General features: G+C 62.9%; 16 protein-coding genes. 11 read left to right on the forward strand and 5 right to left on the reverse strand.

Annotated elements, in window-relative coordinates; all coding sequences use genetic code 11:
- Positions 1-14 precede the first annotated feature (14 nt).
- On the forward strand, positions 15-1,508 hold the full coding sequence (locus ACRAWE_RS22885; protein ID WP_063918365.1) for a PLP-dependent aminotransferase family protein: 1,494 nt from the start codon (positions 15-17) through the stop codon (positions 1,506-1,508).
- Here the strand turns inward: ACRAWE_RS22885 and ACRAWE_RS22890 are convergent.
- A complete protein-coding gene (locus tag ACRAWE_RS22890; protein ID WP_432525926.1) occupies positions 1,505-2,422 on the reverse strand; it encodes a DMT family transporter in 918 nt (305 codons plus the stop codon). The two genes, ACRAWE_RS22885 and ACRAWE_RS22890, sit on opposite strands and share 4 nt — an antisense overlap.
- A gap of 298 nt (positions 2,423-2,720) precedes the next feature.
- Here ACRAWE_RS22890 and ACRAWE_RS22895 point away from each other — a divergent pair, with 298 nt between their 5' ends.
- Genes ACRAWE_RS22895 through ACRAWE_RS22905 form a run of 3 tightly spaced genes read left to right on the forward strand, consistent with a single transcriptional unit; the run spans position 2,721 to position 9,105 of the window.
- The gene (locus ACRAWE_RS22895; protein ID WP_432525927.1) at positions 2,721-3,971 is read left to right on the forward strand and encodes an SrfA family protein; all 1,251 of its coding nucleotides are present in this window, start codon (positions 2,721-2,723) and stop codon (positions 3,969-3,971) included.
- Positions 3,971-6,916, forward strand: coding sequence for a virulence factor SrfB (locus tag ACRAWE_RS22900; RefSeq protein ID WP_432525936.1), 2,946 nt, complete (start codon positions 3,971-3,973; stop codon positions 6,914-6,916). The genes ACRAWE_RS22895 and ACRAWE_RS22900 overlap by 1 nt, the downstream gene beginning before the upstream one ends.
- Positions 6,913-9,105 (forward strand): virulence factor SrfC family protein, encoded by a 2,193-nt coding sequence (locus ACRAWE_RS22905; protein WP_432525928.1) that lies wholly within the window; start codon positions 6,913-6,915, stop codon positions 9,103-9,105. Before ACRAWE_RS22900 ends, ACRAWE_RS22905 begins: the two co-directional genes overlap by 4 nt.
- A gap of 33 nt (positions 9,106-9,138) precedes the next feature.
- On the opposite strand, the gene ACRAWE_RS22910 is transcribed toward ACRAWE_RS22905, so the two are convergent.
- Positions 9,139-10,038, reverse strand: coding sequence for a LysR substrate-binding domain-containing protein (locus ACRAWE_RS22910; protein WP_432525929.1), 900 nt, complete (start codon positions 10,036-10,038; stop codon positions 9,139-9,141).
- 141 nt (positions 10,039-10,179) lie between these two features.
- Between ACRAWE_RS22910 and ACRAWE_RS22915 the strand changes: the two genes are divergently transcribed.
- From ACRAWE_RS22915 to ACRAWE_RS22930, 4 genes are all read left to right on the forward strand, one after another.
- Positions 10,180-11,190 carry an aldo/keto reductase gene (locus ACRAWE_RS22915; RefSeq protein ID WP_063918360.1) on the forward strand — a complete coding sequence of 337 codons (1,011 nt, stop codon included), beginning with the start codon at positions 10,180-10,182 and terminating at the stop codon, positions 11,188-11,190.
- Positions 11,191-11,243: 53 nt separating this feature from the next.
- Positions 11,244-12,041 (forward strand): SDR family NAD(P)-dependent oxidoreductase, encoded by a 798-nt coding sequence (locus ACRAWE_RS22920; RefSeq protein ID WP_063918359.1) that lies wholly within the window; start codon positions 11,244-11,246, stop codon positions 12,039-12,041.
- A 36-nt stretch (positions 12,042-12,077) separates the two neighbouring features.
- A complete protein-coding gene (locus ACRAWE_RS22925) occupies positions 12,078-12,494 on the forward strand; it encodes an SRPBCC family protein (RefSeq protein ID WP_063918358.1) in 417 nt (138 codons plus the stop codon).
- 124 nt (positions 12,495-12,618) lie between these two features.
- Positions 12,619-13,038 carry a VOC family protein gene (locus ACRAWE_RS22930; RefSeq protein WP_432525930.1) on the forward strand — a complete coding sequence of 140 codons (420 nt, stop codon included), beginning with the start codon at positions 12,619-12,621 and terminating at the stop codon, positions 13,036-13,038.
- On the opposite strand, the gene ACRAWE_RS22935 is transcribed toward ACRAWE_RS22930, so the two are convergent.
- Entirely contained in the window at positions 13,035-13,640 is a 606-nt protein-coding gene (locus ACRAWE_RS22935) for a Crp/Fnr family transcriptional regulator (protein ID WP_432525931.1), read from the reverse strand. The genes ACRAWE_RS22930 and ACRAWE_RS22935 overlap by 4 nt on opposite strands.
- A 239-nt stretch (positions 13,641-13,879) precedes the next feature.
- Between ACRAWE_RS22935 and ACRAWE_RS22940 the strand changes: the two genes are divergently transcribed.
- Positions 13,880-14,815 (forward strand): nucleoside hydrolase, encoded by a 936-nt coding sequence (locus ACRAWE_RS22940; protein WP_019455226.1) that lies wholly within the window; start codon positions 13,880-13,882, stop codon positions 14,813-14,815.
- Between the two features lie 14 nt (positions 14,816-14,829).
- Positions 14,830-15,822 (forward strand): adenosine deaminase, encoded by a 993-nt coding sequence (gene add, locus ACRAWE_RS22945; protein ID WP_063918355.1) that lies wholly within the window; start codon positions 14,830-14,832, stop codon positions 15,820-15,822.
- A gap of 29 nt (positions 15,823-15,851) precedes the next feature.
- Here the strand turns inward: add and ACRAWE_RS22950 are convergent, their stop codons facing one another.
- Positions 15,852-17,051, reverse strand: a complete 1,200-nt coding sequence (locus ACRAWE_RS22950; RefSeq protein ID WP_211130031.1) for an NAD(P)/FAD-dependent oxidoreductase — start codon at positions 17,049-17,051, stop codon at positions 15,852-15,854.
- A 300-nt stretch (positions 17,052-17,351) separates the two neighbouring features.
- Between ACRAWE_RS22950 and pitA the strand changes: the two genes are divergently transcribed.
- Entirely contained in the window at positions 17,352-18,854 is a 1,503-nt protein-coding gene (gene pitA / locus ACRAWE_RS22955; protein WP_019455229.1) for an inorganic phosphate transporter PitA, read from the forward strand.
- A 72-nt stretch (positions 18,855-18,926) separates the two neighbouring features.
- On the opposite strand, the gene uspB is transcribed toward pitA, so the two are convergent.
- Complete coding sequence (gene uspB, locus ACRAWE_RS22960) at positions 18,927-19,262, reverse strand: universal stress protein UspB (protein WP_019455230.1); 336 nt, start codon at positions 19,260-19,262, stop codon at positions 18,927-18,929.
- Positions 19,263-19,336: the final 74 nt, after the last annotated feature.

A 19,336-nucleotide genomic window follows, 5' to 3' on the forward strand; every position in this document is an offset into this window, starting at 1 on the left:
GCGAACCGGAATTCATGCCCAGAACAGCCAAAGTCGTTGACGTTCCCGCACTCGGCGAGCTCGATCGCCAAGCGGGTCAGCTTAGCCACCAGCTGGCGCAGGCTCTGCGTCAGGCCATCCACCGCGGCGATCTGAAAGCGGGCGATCTGCTGCCCTCGACGCGCCGGCTGTCGGCGGCGCTGAATCTGGCGCGCGGCACGGTGTTGGAGGCGTTCGCCCAGTTGACGGCGGAAGGTTTTCTCGAACCGCAGCCCGGCTCCGGCACCCGGGTCGCTCACTATCAGGCACCGCGCCGCCTGCCCCACGCCACCGTACAGGCCAGTCCGCCGCCGGCGATGCCGCTTTCTTCACAGGCGCAGCATCTGGCGCGCTTTGCCGCTCAGGCGCGGGCGCTGCCGCCGGTGCCGTTCACCGTCTCGGTGCCGATCGGCGATACCGCGCCCGACGATGTCTGGCGGCGGCTCGGCAACCGCATCCGGGCACGCGGCCCCGGCGCGCCTTCGGGCTATGGCGATCCTCTGGGCGCATTGCCGCTGCGCGAAGCCATCTGCGACTATGTGCGGCGTTCCCGCTCCGTGAACTGCACGCCGCAGCAAATCCTCATTACCTCCGGCACCCAGCAGGGGTTGTATCTGGCCGCGCAGATCCTGCTGGACGCCGGCGACAGCGCCTGGGTGGAAGACCCCGCCTACGCCGGCATTACCGCCATTTTCGACAGCCTGTTTCGCGACCGCCGCATGGTCAGGGTGCCCGTCGCCGACGACGGCATCGACGTCGCCGCGGGCATCCGTCTGGCCGCCGACGCCCGCGCCGCCTTTGTCACGCCGTCGCATCAATATCCGCTGGGCATGCCGATGAGCATGGCGAAAAGAAGCGCCCTGCTGGCCTGGGCCAGAGAGCGGCAGGCCTGGATCGTGGAGGATGATTACGACAGTGAGATGCGCTATGCCGGTCATCCGTTCCCCTCGCTGCAAGGGCTGGCACCCGAACGGACGCTCTATCTCGGCACCTTCAGCAAGGTGCTGTTCCCGTCATTGCGGCTGGGTTACGCCATCGTGCCGCCGCCGCTGGTCGACGCGTTTTGCGGCGCCAGGATCCTGATGGATCGCCATCCGCCCAGCGCAGATCAACACGTGCTGGCCGCCTTTATCGCCGAAGGGTATCTCGACCGGCATATCCGCAAAATGCGCGGCGTCTACGCCGAGAAACGCCGGGTGCTGATCGAGGCGATCAACGCGCATATCCCGGCCGAGTTGGCGATGGTGCAGCCCTGCGATCAGGGCATGCATATGGTGCTGTGGCTGAGGAAAGATCTCGACGACGCACAGATCGCCCTGCGCGCCAACCAAGCCGGGCTGGCGCTGCGGGCGGTATCGCCGATGTATGCACCCGGCAACGGCGAACCGGGGCTGGTGCTGGGGTTGGGCGGTTATGCCGATCGCCAGGTACAACAGGCGGTGGAGCGGCTCGCAGAGGTGATCCGAACATGCGCCCGCAACGGTGCCTAGCGGGAAAAACGTTTGGCGCCGAACACGCAAACTACCACGCCGGCCATCACGGCGATCATCATCGGCTGAACGGTCTCATGCAGCAGCCAGCCCGCCAGCGCCAGGCCGAAAAACGGCTGCAGCAGCTGCAGCTGGCCAACCGCGGCGATGCCGCCCTGCGCCAGGCCGCGATACCAGAAGATAAACCCGATCCACATGCTGAACACCGAGACATAAACCAACGACAGCCACGCCTTGCCGCTGACCACGGGCCATCCGGCCGGCGCCGCTAGCCAGGCGGCCGCCAGCGTCAACGGCAACGCCACCACCAGCGCCCAGGAGATCACCTGCCAGCCGCCGATCCGGCGCGACAGCACCGCACCCTCGGCATAACCCAGGCCGCACAGCAGCACCGCCCCGACCATCAGCGCATCCCCCAGCCAGGAGCCGCCGCTCCCCTGGCTCAGTGCGAAGGCCCCCACCAGCGCGGCGCCGACGCCCGAAAACGCCCAAAAAGCGGGCTTGGGCCGCTCTCCGCCGCGCAAAACGCCAAAACCGGCGGTCGCCAGCGGCAGCAGGCCGATATACACCAGCGAGTGCGCCGAGGTGGTGTGCTGCAGCGCCAGCGCCGTCAGCAGCGGAAAACCGATGACCACGCCGAGCGCCACAAACAGCAGCGGCGCTAAATCGGCCCGCGTCGGCCGCGCCTGGCAGGTAAGCAGCAGTGCGCACAGGGCCAGCAAGGCGGCGATCGCCGCCCTGACCGCGGTCAAAAACAGCGGATCGAGCTCCAGCACTGCCACCCGGGTAGCGGGCAACGAGCCGCTGAAGATAATCATGCCGATGAAGCCGTTCATCCAGCCCTGAGCCGAATGCCCGGCGGCGGGATGAGCGGTAGAGGTAACCACAAGAGTTTTTTCAGACTGGCTGTCCATGATGCGAACGCTCCGCACGCCTGAGGCATACCGAAATCGGCAACCCGCGAGGCGATGCCATAAGTGAAAGAGAACATCGTTCCCCAGCGCAGCTTGCCGGGGCTGCGTTCTATTTTTCAGATAAAGCGGTTCAGAGACAGGTCCAGATAGCGAGATTATCGCTGTACCGGTTAGCAAAGCGCGGCGCTAACGCCAAAGAAGGGCGTTTTTCGGGCTGTCCTTGGCCGTTTGGCGGCGCAGTCGGCGCGGTATCATGGACTTTTATGCGTTTTTGTAGAACAGGACAAGGTGCGGCGCCGTGGTGAAACCCTTCTTACGCAGTGGCAGTTTGGATGATGTGCTGGCTTTAGGCGAGAACGGGCAACCGGTCTACGCCTGCGCGCAGCAGCTGCGGGAAACCCTGCGTCTTCGCCGGCAGCAGCAGGCCGCCGACTGCCTGGCGATCCCGCAGCCGAACGAAAACGGCACCCGCATCGACTGGTATGCGCCCTTCCCCGGCAAGGTCACCTCCTGGCTGGCGGCGAGCGATGCCCAGCGGGCGCAGGCGGTGCGCCACCTGGAACACTGCCTGACGACCTTCCGCAGCCTGACGGAACAAACCCAGGCGACCGATCACCCCAGCCACCGCCTGTTCGGCGCGCTGCTGGCCAAAGCGATGCATATCCCCGATCCCAACCACGTCTATCTGGTGGACGACCGGCCGGTGCTGACCTTTTGGGGCTTTATCAAACCGCAGGCGCAGAGCCCGGACGATCCTTTGGCCTGCCTGCGGCCTGCCGAAACGGAAGTGGAAAAACCGGCGCCGATCGCCGCCGCCCCGCGCAAGCCGGCCATGGCCGAGCCGGTAACACCGGCTCCGGTAGCAGAACCTGAACCGGTGCCCACCCCGGCCGAAACCGTCGCGCCCCCGGTAGCCGCACGCCCACGCCGGCGCCGCGCTATCTGGATAGGGTTACCGCTCATGCTGCTACTGGGCGGCGCCTTGGCCGGCTGGCTGGGCCGTTCGCCGACCCCGCCTGCGCCAGAGCCGGCACCGCTGGCCGCAAAACCGCAGCCGGTGTCGCCGGTGAAGGCGGCCGCACCGTTGCCAAAACTGCACTTGCCGCTGGCACACGCGACGCTGATGCCGCCACCACCGGCGCCGGTCCTCCCGCAGCCGGTGGACAAAAACGCTCTGGTGCTGCCACCCGAAGCGGTAAAGGCCGGTTCCACCCGTTTTCTTAACGGCAAATGGCGCGCCACGGTGGCGCTGAAAGATCCGATCACCGGCAAACGCCCCAGCCTGCAATACCGTCTGAACGCGGGCAAGGGCAACGCCATCATCGCCTACGGCGACGGCGTCAGCTGCCGGGTGGCGGTCGAGGCCGGGCTGATGCAGTCCGGCAATCTAGTGATCAACAGCCGAACCAAGGCACGCTGCAGCGACGGCAGCCGCTACCAGATCCCGGAAATCGTCTGCCGCCAGGGCGAGACCGGGGCGGCGGAGTGCACCGGCCGCTACGATGCGGACACCACCTATCCCATGACGTTCAAGCGCGAGAGTAAATGATGCTGGCACCCCTTACGGACTACAAACACGGCATTACGCTGATTCAGGACAGTGGCATCCAGTTTCTGGACTTTGCCCTGACGCCGCTGCTGGACGCCGAGTTTCCCGGCAAATTCGTGCGCAAGACCGCCAGTGGCCCGTTGCTGCGCCTGCAATGGGAGGCCGAGAGCGGCAAATACCAGTTGCCGGCCGAAGGCGGACAGGCCGCCGAGGTGGTACGGCCGGAGTTCAGCTACCCGCTGCAGCAGTCGCTGCGCCTGCTGGATAAGCTCTGGCTGCCGTTGCCGTTCCTGCGCCACACCCCGGCGGGCGTGTTTTTATCAGGCCCGGATAACTGGGCGCGCCTGCAGGTGGTGCAGTTGGATGAGCCGGATCAGGACGGTCATCTGCTGCGCGTGGTGCTGGCCTTCGACACCCGCGCCGCCGCGCCCGGCCAGGAAGCGCTGGCGCCGGGCGAGAGCGATCTCGGCGCCGGCCTTAACTTCGCGCTGGCGCACCGCAATCACGAGCTGGGCGAGTTTCTCGATCTGACCTGGGTGGACGGCTGGCTGCGCGAGGCGTTCAGCCAGCGCGCCGTCGAGCTGGAACAACGCGCCGAGGCGGAGATCAACGCCGGGCTGAAAACCTTCGAGTACCAGGCGCACTACCTCAACCTGCTGCACATGCTCGGCCATCAGCTGGCGGTGCCGCAGATAAAAATGGCGGCTGCGACGCTGCAACAGCCGGCGATCGACGTCGATCTGGTGCTGGACGTCGGCAACTCTCACACCTGCGGCGTATTGGTCGAAGACCATCCGGAAGAGAGCAACGGCCTGAAGCAAACCTATGAGCTGCAGCTGCGATCGCTGTCCGAACCGCATCGCGTCTATAACGAACTGTTCGAGAGTCGGGTGGAGTTTTCTCAGGCCGTCTTCGGCAAGCCGCATCTGTCTTTCCAGAGCGGGCGCGACGACGCCTTCCAATGGCCCTCCATCACCCGGGTCGGCCGCGAAGCCGCGCAATTAGCGCAGCGACGCGAAGGGCATGAAGGCACCACCGGCATCTCCAGCCCGCGCCGCTATCTGTGGGATGAGGAGCGCTATGCGCCCGGCTGGCGCTTCAACGAACGGCACGAACCGATGGCCGCCGCCGCGCCGTTGACCACGCTGATCAACGATGAGGGCATGCCGCTGTCCGCCCTGCCGACGGCGCAACGGCTGCCGGTATTCGCCGCCCATTACAGCCGCAGTGCGGTGATGAGCCTGATGTTGAGCGAGCTGTTGGCGCAGGCGCTGATGCAGATCAACAGCATCGCCCAGCGCAGCCGCATGCCGAACGCCGCCGCACCGCGCCGTCTGCGCGCCATCATTCTGACGCTGCCTTCGGCGATGCCGAAGCCGGAGCGCGAACTCTTCCGCCGCCGTATGCAGGAAGCGATCGGGCTGGTATGGAAAGCCCTCGGCTGGCACCCGCAGGATGCGCCGTTCGATGGCGAACACACCCGCTTCCCGGCGCCGCAGGTGCAGATCGAGTGGGACGAAGCCACCTGCGGCCAGATGGTCTATCTGTACAACGAAACCCAGGTGAACTTCGCCGGCCGCACCGATGCCTTCTTCGCCGCCATGGCGCGGCCCGATCGGCCGCTGGCGCCGGGTGAACAGGCCGGCAAGACATTGCGCATCGCCTCTATCGACATTGGCGGCGGCACCACGGATCTGGCGATTACGCACTACTCGCTCGACGACGGCGTGGGCAGCAACATAAAAATCAATCCGCGCCTGCTGTTCCGCGAGGGCTTTAAGGTCGCCGGCGACGACATCCTGCTGGACATCATTCAGCAGTTTGTCCTGCCCGCCGTACAACAGGCGTTCGAGGCCGCCGGCGTGAGCGCCGCAGCGGCGCTGATGGATAAGCTGTTCGGCAACGAAGGGCGCATGGACGGGCTATCCACCCTGCGCCAGCAGGCCGCGCTGCAGATTTTCATGCCTGCCGGGCGCGCGCTGCTCGGTGCCTATGAAGAATACGATCCGCTGGACAGCCGCGCGGAAATCGCCGCCAGCCTCGGCGATCTGCTGCCGCAACGGCCGACGCCGCAGGTGCTGGCGTTTATCAACGGCGAAGTGCAACGCGAAGCCGACAGCGACGCCTTCGATATCCTGCACACGCCGCTGGTGATCCGTCTGGCCGACCTGCACGCCGCCTTCTTGTCCGATCGCATCGGCATCGGCCACTGTCTGCGCCTGCTGGCCGAAGTGGTGGCGCTGTATACCTGCGACGTACTGCTGCTGACCGGCCGCCCGGCGCGCTTCCCCGGCGTACAGGCGCTGCTGCGCCACCTGCAGCCGCTGCCCGCCAGCCGCATTCTGCCGCTTGAGGGCTATCACACCCGCAGCTGGTATCCGTTTAACAAACGCGGCCGCATCGACAATCCCAAATCCACCGCCGCCGTGGGCGCCATGCTGTGCCTGCTGGCGATCGATCTACGGCTGGAAAGCTTTTACTTCAACGTCGGGGATTTCCAGCCCTATTCCACCATTCGCTATCTGGGCATGCTGGACGGCAACAACATGCTGGCGGACGATAACGTCTACTACCGCGACATCGATCTGGATCGCGCCGATTTCGCGCTCGACCCCGCCGGCAGCTTCCAGCTGCGCGGCCCGCTGCGTTTGGGCTTCCGCCAGCTGGACAACGAACGCTGGCCGGCCTCGCCGCTCTATACGCTGACCATCAATGACACCCAGCTGGCGCGCAAGCTGGCCGGCGACGCGGTGATCAGTCTGCGGCTGGCCATCACCGCCAGCGCCGAACAGGGCGCTGAGAGCGTCAAGATCGCGCAGGCGCTGCTGGCCGACGGCAGCCCCGTCCCGGCGCACCACCTGCAACTGAAACTCAATACCCTGGCTGCCAGCGCCTCCGGTGCGACCCACTACTGGATAGACAGCGGGAGCATTTACCCACGATGAACACACAAACCTTCGCCCCAGCGGCCCCGAATAACGCGCTCAGCGCCGGCATTTTGCAGGCGATCGACTGGGTGGACGCCGCACGCCGCCAATCCCCCCGCCTGGAGCGGGAGGCCGATCGCCTGATACAGCGTCTGCGCCGTTGCCATAACCGCGCCGCCCGGTTGGAAAACACCCGGCCTGCGCAGCTCGCCATCGGTTTGTATGGCCACAACGCCGCCGCCAAAAACCATTTACTGGCGGCGCTGGCGCCGGGCGCAAAGCGCTTCAACGCGGACATTTCGCTCGCGGTGCGCTACTGCACGGCGGCCGAAGCGGGCCCCGCCGAGTATCCGATCGCCCTCGCCCTGCTCAATGAAGCGCAGTGGCTGGCCATCACGCTCGACGCCGCGGCGATGAGCGGCTTCCGCCCGGACTGGGACGCCCGCGCGATCGCCGACCATCTGCAGACGCTGGCGCGCCATCGCCAAACGATCGCCGTCGACGGCCTTGACGGCAACGATGTGCTGGCGCTGTGGGACAGCCTGCGCCGCCACGGCGGCAAAGCACAACACACGCTGGACAGGCACTTCTGGCCGCAGGCGGTGACGCTGGCGCCGCAGTTGAGCATCGACGATCGCGCGCGCCTGTTTGCGCCGCTGTGGGGGGAGGAGCCGACGCTGACGGCGCGTTATCGCCAGTTGGCGCACGCGCTGCAGGCCCTCGGCGGCAGCCGGCAGGTTCACGCTCCGCGCCGCGCGCTGGCGCTGCTGACGGCGAGCACCGCGCCGGAAAACGCCGCGTTCGCCGTGCTGACCGAACAAGGCGATGAGCGGGAGGTTGGGCTAAGCGATCTGGCCTGGCTGACCGCTGAAGTGACCACCGCCCTGCCGCCGGCGGCGCAGGCAGGCCTGCCCGCCGACGTAGCCCTGATCGACCTGCCCGGCAGCCGCAGCTGCCCGCAGGCAGAGCCAACGCAGCGCCTGCAGCAGGCGAAGCGCGCCCATTTGCTGACCCGCTGTGCGGACGGCCTGCACGCCAGCCTGCTGCTGGTGACCGATGCCGCCGCAACGCCGCAGGACGCCGCGCGCATCGGCCAGGCGCTCGCCGGCTGGGTCGACCACACCCAGGGGGAAACCCCGGCGCTGCGCCAGCGCCGCAAGCCCGGTTTAATCTGGGCTATCACGCCGTTCGACCAACGCCAGGAAGGCAAATCGCGCCCCGACGACGCCGTTCAGCGCCAGGTCGGCGAACCCGGTGACAGCTGGGCCACGCTGCTGGCGCTGGATGAGCAGGATTGCCGCCGCATGGTGAACTACCTGGCCGCACAGGCGCGCCCGGCCCACAAGCAAGCGCGCTTGCTCGAGCTGCGCGAAGAGTTGCAGCGCGAGCTGACGGAAAGCCTGCTCGGCAACTGGCTCACCGCCGCCGATCCGCACGCGACCCAACAACGCGCCCAACAGCTGCTGCGCGCGCTGCAGGCGCAGGCCGGCCGCCACGGCGAACTGCTGGAACGATTGTTGCCCCAGCGCGATACGCTGCGCCAGCTCTATCAGCAACAGCAGCACGCCGCGCCGACCCCGACGGCGACGCCTTCACCGTTCGGACTGGATATCGATCTGTTCGGCGCGCAAGAACCCGCGGCGGCGGGCGGACAGCCGGCATCGCCTTTTGCCGCGCGAATCTTCGCAGACTGGATCAATCATCTGCGCGCACTGCCGGACAACCGGCAGCTGTTGGACCTGCTCGGCGTCGACAAACCGCACCTCGAACTGTTGGTCGATGCACTGATCGGCGCCGCCTGCCGCCTGCAGCTCGATGATGAGCTGCAGCGCGCACTGTGCGCCGGCGGCCTGCCGGAACAGGGGGAAGATCGGCAGATCAGCCAGGCGTTGGCGCTGCTGGGCGACTTCGTCGCCTGGCTCGGTTTCCAGCGGCGCGATGCGGCAATGCGTCCCGAGAGCCGCGTCAACCCCGGCCAGCCGATCTTTACCCCGCCGCCGCAGCCGGCGGTGGACTGGAGCGGCCAGCAGCGGCTCACCCGGCTGGCGCCGACGCCGACCAAAAATACCGCGTTTTATATCTATGACTGGCTGATCGGCCTGCAGACCTTGCTGGCGGAGAATGCGGCGCAGGCGCAGCCCGCGCTGGCAGACGAGCAGCGCGCCGAGCTGGCGGCGATCGTCGCCGCCCTGCGCGCTGTACCGTAGCGGACACAATCCGGGTCGGACACCGCCGCGCAGTTAGTGGCAGGCCGGCCCGGCCGACATCACTTCGCGGAAATGGGTGACCAGCGGGCGCAGGTTGGCCTTGTGCCACACTGCCCACAGCTGCGTGGTGTATTGCATCCAGGGCAGTTCGCGCAGCACCACGCCCTGCGGCGCGTTATGCCGCAAGCTGTGCTGGATCAGCGTCATCCCCAACCCGGCGGCGACCAGCCCCAGCGCGGTCAGCGGCTCGCCCGCTTCCAGTCGAATATCCGGATCGAACCCGGCCTTCACGCAGGCCGCCACGAAGTCGTCGCGCGAATGGGCATCCTCTTTGTGGATCACCGAGATCCAGGCCTGATCGGTGAGATCCTCCGGCTGCAGCGTTTCCCTGTCCGCCAGCGGATGCGTCTGCGGCAGGGCCAGCAGCATGCGATCGTCCAACACCTGCGTATAGTCTAAATCCTGATCGTCGCGATCCGGCGCCGTATTGACCAGCGCTACATCCAGGCTACGCTGCCGCAGCCCTTCCAGCTGCATGGAAGAAGGCTGGCTGTAAAGTACGATGTGCACATCCGGCCGGGAAACCCGCAGCGATCGCAATGCGTTCGACAAGACGCCGGAGTGCATCGCATTTTCGATATAGCCGATGCACAGCCCGCCGTCCTCCCCCCGTCCCAAGCGGCGCCCGAGCGACTCGAGCCGGTTGGCGTGCGTCAATAGCGCGCGGGTTTCGGCCAGAAACGTCTGGCCGTCGGCGGTCAGGCGGATGCGTTGCTGATTGCGCTCAAACAACATCAACCCGAGGCGCTCCTCAAGCTGGGAAATCTGCCGGCTCAGTGGTGACTGGGAAATGTGCAACCGTTCGGCGGCGCGGCCGACGTGCTCTTCTTCCGCCACCGCGACGAAGTATTTCAACTGGCGTAAATCGATCATGTGAGACCTTAAAGGACTTAACTTAGACAAATTATGTCCTATCAAGTCACAACTTGCCACGTTATCTTTAGCCTCGTGACGGGGCAGACGCGGTATGCGCCCCCCAATTTCCCTGAAAAGATAATGTATTGAGGATTCACCATGAGCATCAAAAATATTTTACCCGGCAAGATCGGTTTGGGCGGCGCGCCGCTCGGCAATATGTTCCGCGCCATTCCAGAAGAAGAAGCGCTGGCTACCGTAACCAACGCCTGGGACTTGGGCATCCGCTACTTCGACACCGCACCGCTTTACGGTTCCGGCCTGTCGGAAATTCGCATGGGCGAAGCGCTCTCTCAGTACCCACGCGATGAGTTCGTGCTGAGCACCAAAGTGGGCCGCATCATGCTGGACGAAATGGAAGATCCCGCCGCCCGCGATCTGGGTGAGAAAGGCGGCCTGTTCGAACACGGTTTGAAAAACAAGATCCTGAACGACTACTCGGAAGACGGCACGCTTCGCTCCATTGAACACAGCCTGAAGCGTCTTAAAACCGACCGTCTGGATATCGTCTGGATCCACGACGTCGCTCAGGATTTCTACGGCGACAGCTGGCTGGAACAGTTCAATATCGCCCGTACCGGCGCCTTCCGCGCACTGTCCCGCCTGCGTGACGAAGGCGTGATCAAAGCCTGGGGCCTCGGCGTCAACCGCGTCGAGCCTTGCGAACTGACGCTGGCGCTTGATGAGCCGAAACCGGATGCCTTCCTGCTGGCCGGCCGCTACAGCCTGCTGGATCACGAACGCGCCCTGCAACGCCTGATGCCGGAAGCGCTGGAACAGAATGTCGATATCGTCGTCGGCGGCCCTTACAACTCCGGCGTACTGGCCGGCGGCGAACACTACGAATACCAGAAAGCGTCCCCGGCGGTACTGGCGAAAGTGGCGCAAATCAAAGCGATCGCCGCTCGCTTCCAGGTTGACGTCAAAGCCGCTGCGCTGCAGTTCTCACTGGCTAACCCGGCGGTGGCCGCCGTGATCCCCGGTTCGAGCCGCCCTGGCCGCATGGCCGAAGATCTGGCTGCGCTGGATGCAGTGATCCCGGCTGAGTTCTGGGCGGAGATGCGCCGTCAGAAACTGGTGGCCGACAACGCGCCGCTGCCGATTCGTTAAGTTTTATGGGGCCGCATGGCCCCATTACATCGATTAACTCTATGAGGTACATGATGAAACTGGATCTTTCAGGCAAGGTCGCCGTCGTCAGCGGCTCCACCTCCGGTATCGGTCTCGGCATCGCGCGCGGGCTCGCCAAAACGGGTGCCATCGTGGTGATCGTCGGCCGTCAAAAAACCGGGGTCGATCACGCCATCGCCGACATCAGCGCCAACGTGCCTGGCGCGCAGGTACGCGGCGTGGTCGCCGACCTCGGCACGGAACAAGGGGCAGAGACCCTGTTCGCCGCGGAGCCTAAAGCCGACGTGCTGATCAACAACCTGGGCATTTTCAACGATAAAGACTTCTTTACCGTGCCCGACAGCGAGTGGATGCACTTCTATAACGTCAACGTTCTCTCGGGCGTGCGTCTGGCGCGCCACTACGCGCAGAGCATGACCGAACAGGGCTGGGGACGCATTATTTTCGTGTCGTCCGAATCCGGCGTCGCCATCCCGGCGGACATGATCAACTACGGCGTCACCAAAAGCGCCAACCTGGCGGTGTCTCACGGCCTGGCGAAACGCCTCGCCGGCACCGGCGTGACGGTCAACGCCATCCTGCCAGGGCCAACCTTTACCGAAGGCCTGCAAGAAATGCTGGCGGATGCGGCGGCCAAATCCGGGCGTAGCGCACGCGATCAGGCCGACGAGTTCGTCAAAACCGAACGCCCAAGCTCCATTATTCAGCGCGCGGCAGACGTCGATGAAGTGGCCAACCTTGCCGTTTATCTCGCGTCTCCGCTGTCTTCGGCCACCACCGGTGCGGCGCTGCGCGTTGACGGTGGCGTCGTCGACACCCTGGCAATGTAATTCCGTACCCTAAACCGATATTAAGAGAGAAAGAAAATGGCTAATACATCCGTCTCTATGGACATCCCGGCATCCGCCGACACCGTATGGCAACTGATCGGCGGCTTCGACGCCCTGCCTGACTGGCTGCCGTTCATTCCGAAAAGCGTCGTTTCTGAAGGCGGCCGCGTGCGTACCTTAACCACCGCCGACGGCGGCACCGTCATCGAGCGGCTGGAAGCGTTCGACAACCGTCAACGCAGCTACAGCTACTCCATCATGCAGGCGCCGTTCCCGGTGGTGAATTACCTGTCCACCCTGTCGGTACACGCCACCGACGACGCCAACGTGGCGCGCGTGGAATGGTCGGGCAGCTTCACGCCGGTCAACATCAGCGACGACGAGGCCGTCGCCCTGTTCAGCGGCATCTACCAAGGCGGCCTGGATGCGCTGAGCGGCAACTTCCCGCGCTAACGCCAGCATGCTCAAGCGCTCGCGGCCGATGGTGAAAGCCATTGGCCGTTTTTTGCTTTAGATCTGGAGCAGGATAAATCCGCCAGCGCCGTTTATGCTGTAAAGGAGACTTCCGTTTGAGGAGATGGCCGTGCGCCCTTTCAGCCTGAAGACTATCGACCATGTGGTTCTGCGCGTGCGCGATATGCAGAAAAGCGTGCATTTTTATACCCAGATCGTCGGCTGTGATATCGCCAAACAGCGGCCGGATTTGGGGCTGATGCACCTGCGCGCCGGTGCGGCCATGATCGATCTGGTGGACATTAACGGCGTGCTGGGGAAAAAAGGCGGCACGGCGCCCGATCCTCACCGGCAAAATGTCGATCACGTCTGCCTGCGCATCGACCCTTTCAACGAGGGCGAGCTGTTGGCCTATCTGCGATCGCAGGGGATCGACGTTGATCCCGCCGAATCGCGCTATGGCGCGGAGGGAGACGGCCCGTCCATTTATTTCAGCGATCCGGACGGCAATCGCGTGGAATTGAAGGGGCCGGCGATCGGTTAGGCCCTCTGATTGTCTTCCAGGCCGGACAGCCGCTGGCGATCCGTCACCCGCAGTGACTTGTTTTTAAACTGAATCATGCCGTCCGCCGCGAGCTGCGCCAGTGCGCGGCTCAGTTGCCTGACGGAGATGCCTAATCTGCCCGCCAACAACTCCCGATTTTCGAGCTGAATCTGCACGCCTTCGTCTTTTATTTTAAATAACAGAAACTTTCGCAACTTATATTCTGCCGTTAAGCCGCCGCTCGCATGCAGCAATGAGGCGTTAAGCAGCTTGTCGCTCAGCTGCCGACACATAAAGGTGAGGAAGGCGGGATCGCGCATGGCTCGATCTCTGATCACCTCGATGGGCAGCGTGAAGATCAGCGCGTCCGTCACCGCCTGAACGCTGCTGAACACCGACCGCTGCGCCTGGGAGAACAGCTCCAGATCGCCGATTACGGAAAAATCCGTTTCAAAGGAAAAGACGATGTGCATGCCGTTCGCGTCGTAATTCTCCACCTGCAGTTTTCCCTGTACGAGCAAATATAGGTGGCTCAAGCGATCGCTTTGCGTCACCAGGTGCTCGCCGGCCTCGACGCTGACCAGGCGCAAGGCGGCCAGCAACGGGGGCGAAAGCGCCGTTCGCAGATCGTGAGCGTCGATAAACGCTTCTTTTAGCTTGCTGTCACCGACAGTTTTCACGGCGATTCACTCCCGGGGCTTATCCGTTAACGTCTTGCATCCTATCTTTTCGGCTGCGCCCAGCATAGCCGGCGCGCTTCAGAACGAAAAAGGACATCTGGCCTTTTTTACCTCGGGTCGTCTGGGTATGTTCTCCGCAGACCCCACCCAAGGAGAGTGCCATGCGACATATTCTGATAGACACCGATACCGCTTCCGACGATGCCGTCGCGCTGCTGATGGCGTTGCGCGAATCCGACGTGAAGGTGGAAGCGATCACCACCGTCGCAGGCAACTGCCCACTTGAACAATGCGTCAAAAATGCGCTCATTTGCGTGGAAAAAGCGGGAACCTATGCCCCTCCGGTCTACGCCGGCATGGCGAAACCGCTCTTCCGCACGCGCTATCACTCGCACCATATTCACGGCGAAGACGGCATGGGCGACATGGCCTTGCCGAACCCACAGCTGAGCGCAGAACCCGTTCATGCCGTAGACGCCATCATCGACTGTGCCGCACGGCTCAATGGCGAGCTGGAAATCGTCACCCTCGGGCCGCTGACCAATCTTGCGATGGCGGTGCTGAAGGCGCCCGCGCTGGCCGAACACGTGAAAAGGGTTTATGTCATGGGTGGTTCCGGGCTGACGCCCGGCAATATCACCCCGCTGGCCGAATTTAATTTTTACGCCGACGCCGAAGCCGCGCATCTGGTGCTCACTGCCGGGCTGCCGCTCACCCTTGTCGGCTGGGAGATCGGCATGGGGGAAGCGTTTATCGACCAACGCGATATAGCTCGATTGAATGATCTCAGCGAGCTGGGGCGCTTTGCCGTGCGCTGCAACCGCACGCTGATGGCGTTTAACGCCGGGCGCACCGAGCGTATAGGGTTTGATTTACCCGATCCGACCACCATGGCGGTGGCGCTCTACCCGGACATCGTCGAGACCAGTCTGGAGGCGTATTCTTGGGTAGAATATAAAAGTGAAGGGTCTTACGGCCATTACGTCATCGATTCCACCCACCTGACCGGCAAACCGGCCAATGCGCGCGTAATTACCCGCATTAAACCCGGTCTGTTTAAAGAAAAACTGTTCTCGCTGTTATCTCACCGCGAATGAAATAGGTGGCCGCCATGACTTTCGATCCGAGCAAATTAAACAAGGTGGAATTACACGTCCATTTGGATACCTGTTTAAGCTATCACTATGTAAAGAAGGCCAACCCGCAAATAACCAGAGCGGCATTTAATCGGCAATTTATCGCGCCGAAGCGATGCGCCGATCTGGGGGACTTTTTAAGCAAGATCGCGCCGCAAATAGACCTCTTGCAGACATGCCAGGCGATAACGCTGGCCGTCGATGACTTGTTCGCGCAGCTGGCGGCGGATAACGTCATCTATGCGGAAGTGCGCTTTGCTCCGCTGCTGCATACCCGGATGGGATTAACCGGCGAATCGGTGGTCGAGACGGTGCTCGCCGCGATGCATGACGCCGCGCAAACTTACGGCATCACCGCCGGGCTGATCCTGTGCACGCTGCGGCATTTCGATGCGGCCGCCAGCCTGCAAACCGCCGGGCTCGTGGTTAACTTTCTGGGCCGTGGCGTGGTAGCGCTGGATTTGGCCGCCGACGAGGCGCGTTATCCGCTAACCCACCATGTGGCGGCCTTTCGCGCCGTGCGTGAGGCCGGTGGCAACGTCATCGCCCACGCCGGTGAGGCGAAAGGCGCAGACAGCGTGCGGGAGACGCTGGATCGGCTGCAGGTGTCGCGTATCGGCCACGGCGTCCGGAGCATCGAGGACCCCGCACTCGTCGAGCGTCTGATAGCCACCGGCGTGCTGCTCGAGATCTGCCCCAGTTGTAACCTCACCTGCAATCTGTTCGACAGCATCGACGACCATCCGATAGACCGGCTGAAAAAGTGGGGGGTGCGGCTGAATGTGAATACCGATGCGCGCACCGTCGCCGATACCACGCTGAACAAGGAATATCAGCTGCTGCACGACGCCTTCGGCTGGCGCGATGAAGATTTTAACCGCAGTAACAGGCAGGCGCTGGAGGCGAGTTTTCTCGACGATGACACTAAAATAAAATTAATGAATCAGCTCAATGCCGGGCCAATGTGACCCGGCGCATTTCTAGGTTGAGCGGCGTTTTAACGTTCCTGCGCCGCCAGCGCCTGGGCGCAGGCCCAGGCCGAGCTCCAGGCCCATTGGAAGTTGTAACCGCCCAGCCACCCGGTCACGTCCACCACTTCGCCGATGAAGTAGAGCCCCGGCGCCTTGTGGGCTTCCATCGTCTTGGAGGAAAGTTCGTTGGTGTCGACGCCGCCGAGCGTCACTTCCGCCGTGCGGTAGCCTTCGGTGCCGTTCGGCTGCACGCGCCAGTTCTGCAACAGATCCACCAGCGCCGCCTGCTGCGGGGCATTCAGCTGCTTCAGCGTCGCCTCCGGCAGTTGTCCCAGCATCTGCAAGCATTCCACCAGCCGCTTCGGCAATTGCAGCGCCAGGGTATTTTTCAGGCTTTGGTTCGGGTGTTGCCGGCGTTGTTCATCGAGGAAAGCCGCCAGATCCAGCTCAGGAAGTAAGTTAACGCTCACATACTCACCAGGCTGCCAATAGCTCGAAAGCTGCAGCACCGCCGGCCCGGAGAGGCCACGGTGGGTAAACAGGATGCTTTCGCGGAAACTGACGCCGTTCTCGGCGGTGATCACCGCCGGCACCGAGACGCCGGATAGCGTCTGCAAATGCTCCAACAGCGGCTTATGCAGGGTAAAAGGCACCAGCCCGGCGCGCGTCGGCAGCACTTTGAGGCCAAATTGCTCCGCCAGCTTGTAACCGAACGGCGAGGCGCCCAGCCCCGGCATGGATAATCCGCCGCTGGCCACCACAAGTGAGCGAGCACTCACTTTTTCACCATTCAGCGCCAGTTCGTAACCCTGTGCGGTTTTCTCCACGCCCAGCACTTCGCTGCGCAGGCGCATCGTCACCTGGCCCAGCTCGCACTCTTTGACCAGCAGATCCACCACCTGCTGCGCCGAGTCGTCGCAGAACAGCTGCCCCAGTGTTTTTTCATGGTAGGCGATGCCGTAGCGGTTGATCAGATCGATGAAGTCCCACTGGGTATAACGCGCCAGCGCCGACTTGCAGAAATGCGGGTTGTTCGACAGGTAGGCCGCCGGTTCGGCATACATGTTGGTAAAGTTGCAGCGCCCGCCGCCGGACATCAGGATCTTGCGGCCCGGTTTTTTGCCGTTGTCGAGCAGCAACACGCGGCAACCGAGTTGCCCCGCCTGCGCGGCGCAAAACATGCCGGCAGCGCCCGCCCCAATCACTACGACATCAAACTGTTCCACCTGAGCCTCTCTTATCAAAACCACAATCGCGACAAAAGAGCGCCATATTACGCCGTTTCGCCGCCGGTCACCGCCAAATTCACGGCGGCAGATTGTAAAGCCCCGGCGCCGTCAACGCCATAGTAAGAAAATATTACAGAGGTCAGAGGAGAATAACGCGTTGATATTTCATATTTTTGTTATAGACACGCCATCGTTTCGTCATGTCCAAATCAAAAAAACGTCATATTTTCCTTTTCCCCGGCCCCGGTTGTCACTGATAATGCGCGGCGTTCATGTCCACAAACTGGCGTAACGCTTATGCTGCATTTGTTCGCTGGCCTGGATTTCCATACCGGCCTGATGTTAATTCTCGCATTGTTGTTCGTGTTGTTTTATGAAGCCATCAACGGTTTTCATGATACGGCCAATGCGGTCGCTACAGTTATTTATACCCGCGCCATGCGCTCGCAACTTGCGGTCGTGATGGCAGGTTTGTTCAACTTTCTTGGCGTAATGCTCGGCGGTTTGAGTGTTGCTTACGCCATCGTCCACTTGTTGCCTACCGATCTGTTGTTGAACGTCAGTTCAGCACACGGATTAGCCATGGTCTTCTCCATGCTGTTGGCGGCAATCATCTGGAACCTCGGCACCTGGTATTTCGGTCTGCCGGCCTCCAGTTCCCATACGCTGATAGGCGCAATCATCGGTGTCGGTTTAACCAACGCCCTGATGACCCACACTTCGGTGGTGGATGCGCTTAACGTCCCGAAAATGATTGGCATTTTCCTTTCTCTGCTGTTCTCGCCGCTGGTCGGCATGATGGTGGCGGGAGTGATGGTGTTCGCCTTGCGCCGCTATTGGAGTGGCACCAAGAAACGCCAGCGTATCCACATGACCCCTGCGGAACGTGAAAAGGTCGACGGCAAACGCAAGCCGCCGTTCTGGACCCGTATCGCACTGATCCTGTCGGCGATTGGCGTCAGCTTCTCGCACGGCGCCAACGATGGCCAGAAAGGCATCGGCCTAATCATGCTGGTGCTGATCGGCGTGGCGCCGGCCGGCTTCGTGGTCAATATGAATGCAACCGGTTATGACATCACCCGTACGCGTGATGCCGTGACCCACCTGCAGCAATATTACCAGCAGCACGGTGACGCACTGTCGCATGCGGTGTCGTTGACGCCGCTGGTGCCAAGCCCGGATGACGAAGCCGAACCTAACAAGCCGGCCGAGTTCCACTGCGACAGTTCGCGCGCCATGCCGGCGATCGAACTGGCTCAGGGCATGCTGACCAACCTGCAAAGCTACGATCAGCTGACGGTTGAGCAGCGCAGCCACCTGCGCCGCCTGCTGATGTGCGTGACCGACACGGCGGATAAAGTCGCCAAGCTGCCGGAAACCTCATCTGCCGACCAGCGCTTCCTGAAGAACCTGCGTCAGGATTTGCTGCAGACCGTCGAGTATGCGCCGATGTGGATCATCGTCGCCGTCGCGCTGGCGTTGTCGCTCGGTACCATGGTGGGCTGGAAACGCGTGGCTACTACCATCGGCGAGAAGATCGGTAAGAAAGGCATGACCTACGCCCAGGGCGTGTCGGCCCAGATGACCGCGGCGCTGTCGATCGGCGTGGCGAGCTATACCGGCATGCCGGTCTCCACCACCCACGTGCTCTCTTCGGCGGTTGCCGGGACGATGATCGTGGACGGCGGCGGCGTGCAGAGCAAAACCGTGAAAAACATCCTGTTGGCCTGGGTACTGACCCTGCCAATCTCGATTCTGCTTTCCGGTGCGCTGTATTGGGTGGCGCTGAAGCTGATCTAACCGATAGCAACATGAGAAAGGCGGCCGAATGGCCGCCTTTTTTTTGCCTGCATCAAAGGAAACGGACAGACATCAATGCCAGATCATCAGCCCTATCAGGCTGATGACCACCAGGCCGCACAGAGCCGAAGTCAGCATAAACTGCCCGCGCACCCGCTCGCAGCGGCGAATAAACTCCGGATCGTGGTGCTCGACATAGCGCTGCGCAAAGATATAGCGCACCAGCCTCAGCTGCTTGCTGGGTTGCCCGTGGGCGGTGAAGAAACCGCCGCCGTCGACGTATTGGTACAGCAACGGGTCACAGCCGCGCAATACCACCAGCAGCGCGCGCAGAGAAGAGTAATACCGCACCATGTTTACCACACACACCACACATAAGGCCCAAAACAGCGCGACGGTACTGATCATGATTACCCCCTCAAGGCGTTGTTATCCACGGCCATCCGCCGGGTCCAACCGCCCTACCTCATTACCCGATACTC

Source organism: Serratia sp. BFP-2025 (assembly GCF_050880365.1).
GTDB lineage: Bacteria > Pseudomonadota > Gammaproteobacteria > Enterobacterales > Enterobacteriaceae > Serratia > Serratia surfactantfaciens.

Excerpts from the sequence above, each read along its gene's own strand:
- add (WP_063918355.1), top strand. The coding sequence starts at position 14,830 with ATGACTTTCGATCCGAGCAAATTAAACAAGGTGGAATTACACGTCCAT.
- ACRAWE_RS22925 (WP_063918358.1), top strand. The coding sequence starts at position 12,078 with ATGGCTAATACATCCGTCTCTATGGACATCCCGGCATCCGCCGACACC.
- ACRAWE_RS22920 (WP_063918359.1), top strand. The coding sequence starts at position 11,244 with ATGAAACTGGATCTTTCAGGCAAGGTCGCCGTCGTCAGCGGCTCCACC.
- pitA (WP_019455229.1), top strand. The coding sequence starts at position 17,352 with ATGCTGCATTTGTTCGCTGGCCTGGATTTCCATACCGGCCTGATGTTA.
- ACRAWE_RS22940 (WP_019455226.1), top strand. The coding sequence starts at position 13,880 with ATGCGACATATTCTGATAGACACCGATACCGCTTCCGACGATGCCGTC.
- ACRAWE_RS22890 (WP_432525926.1), bottom strand. The coding sequence starts at position 2,422 with ATGGACAGCCAGTCTGAAAAAACTCTTGTGGTTACCTCTACCGCTCAT.
- ACRAWE_RS22930 (WP_432525930.1), top strand. The coding sequence starts at position 12,619 with ATGGCCGTGCGCCCTTTCAGCCTGAAGACTATCGACCATGTGGTTCTG.
- ACRAWE_RS22910 (WP_432525929.1), bottom strand. The coding sequence starts at position 10,038 with ATGATCGATTTACGCCAGTTGAAATACTTCGTCGCGGTGGCGGAAGAA.
- ACRAWE_RS22900 (WP_432525936.1), top strand. The coding sequence starts at position 3,971 with ATGCTGGCACCCCTTACGGACTACAAACACGGCATTACGCTGATTCAG.
- ACRAWE_RS22905 (WP_432525928.1), top strand. The coding sequence starts at position 6,913 with ATGAACACACAAACCTTCGCCCCAGCGGCCCCGAATAACGCGCTCAGC.
- uspB (WP_019455230.1), bottom strand. The coding sequence starts at position 19,262 with ATGATCAGTACCGTCGCGCTGTTTTGGGCCTTATGTGTGGTGTGTGTG.
- ACRAWE_RS22885 (WP_063918365.1), top strand. The coding sequence starts at position 15 with ATGCCCAGAACAGCCAAAGTCGTTGACGTTCCCGCACTCGGCGAGCTC.
- ACRAWE_RS22915 (WP_063918360.1), top strand. The coding sequence starts at position 10,180 with ATGAGCATCAAAAATATTTTACCCGGCAAGATCGGTTTGGGCGGCGCG.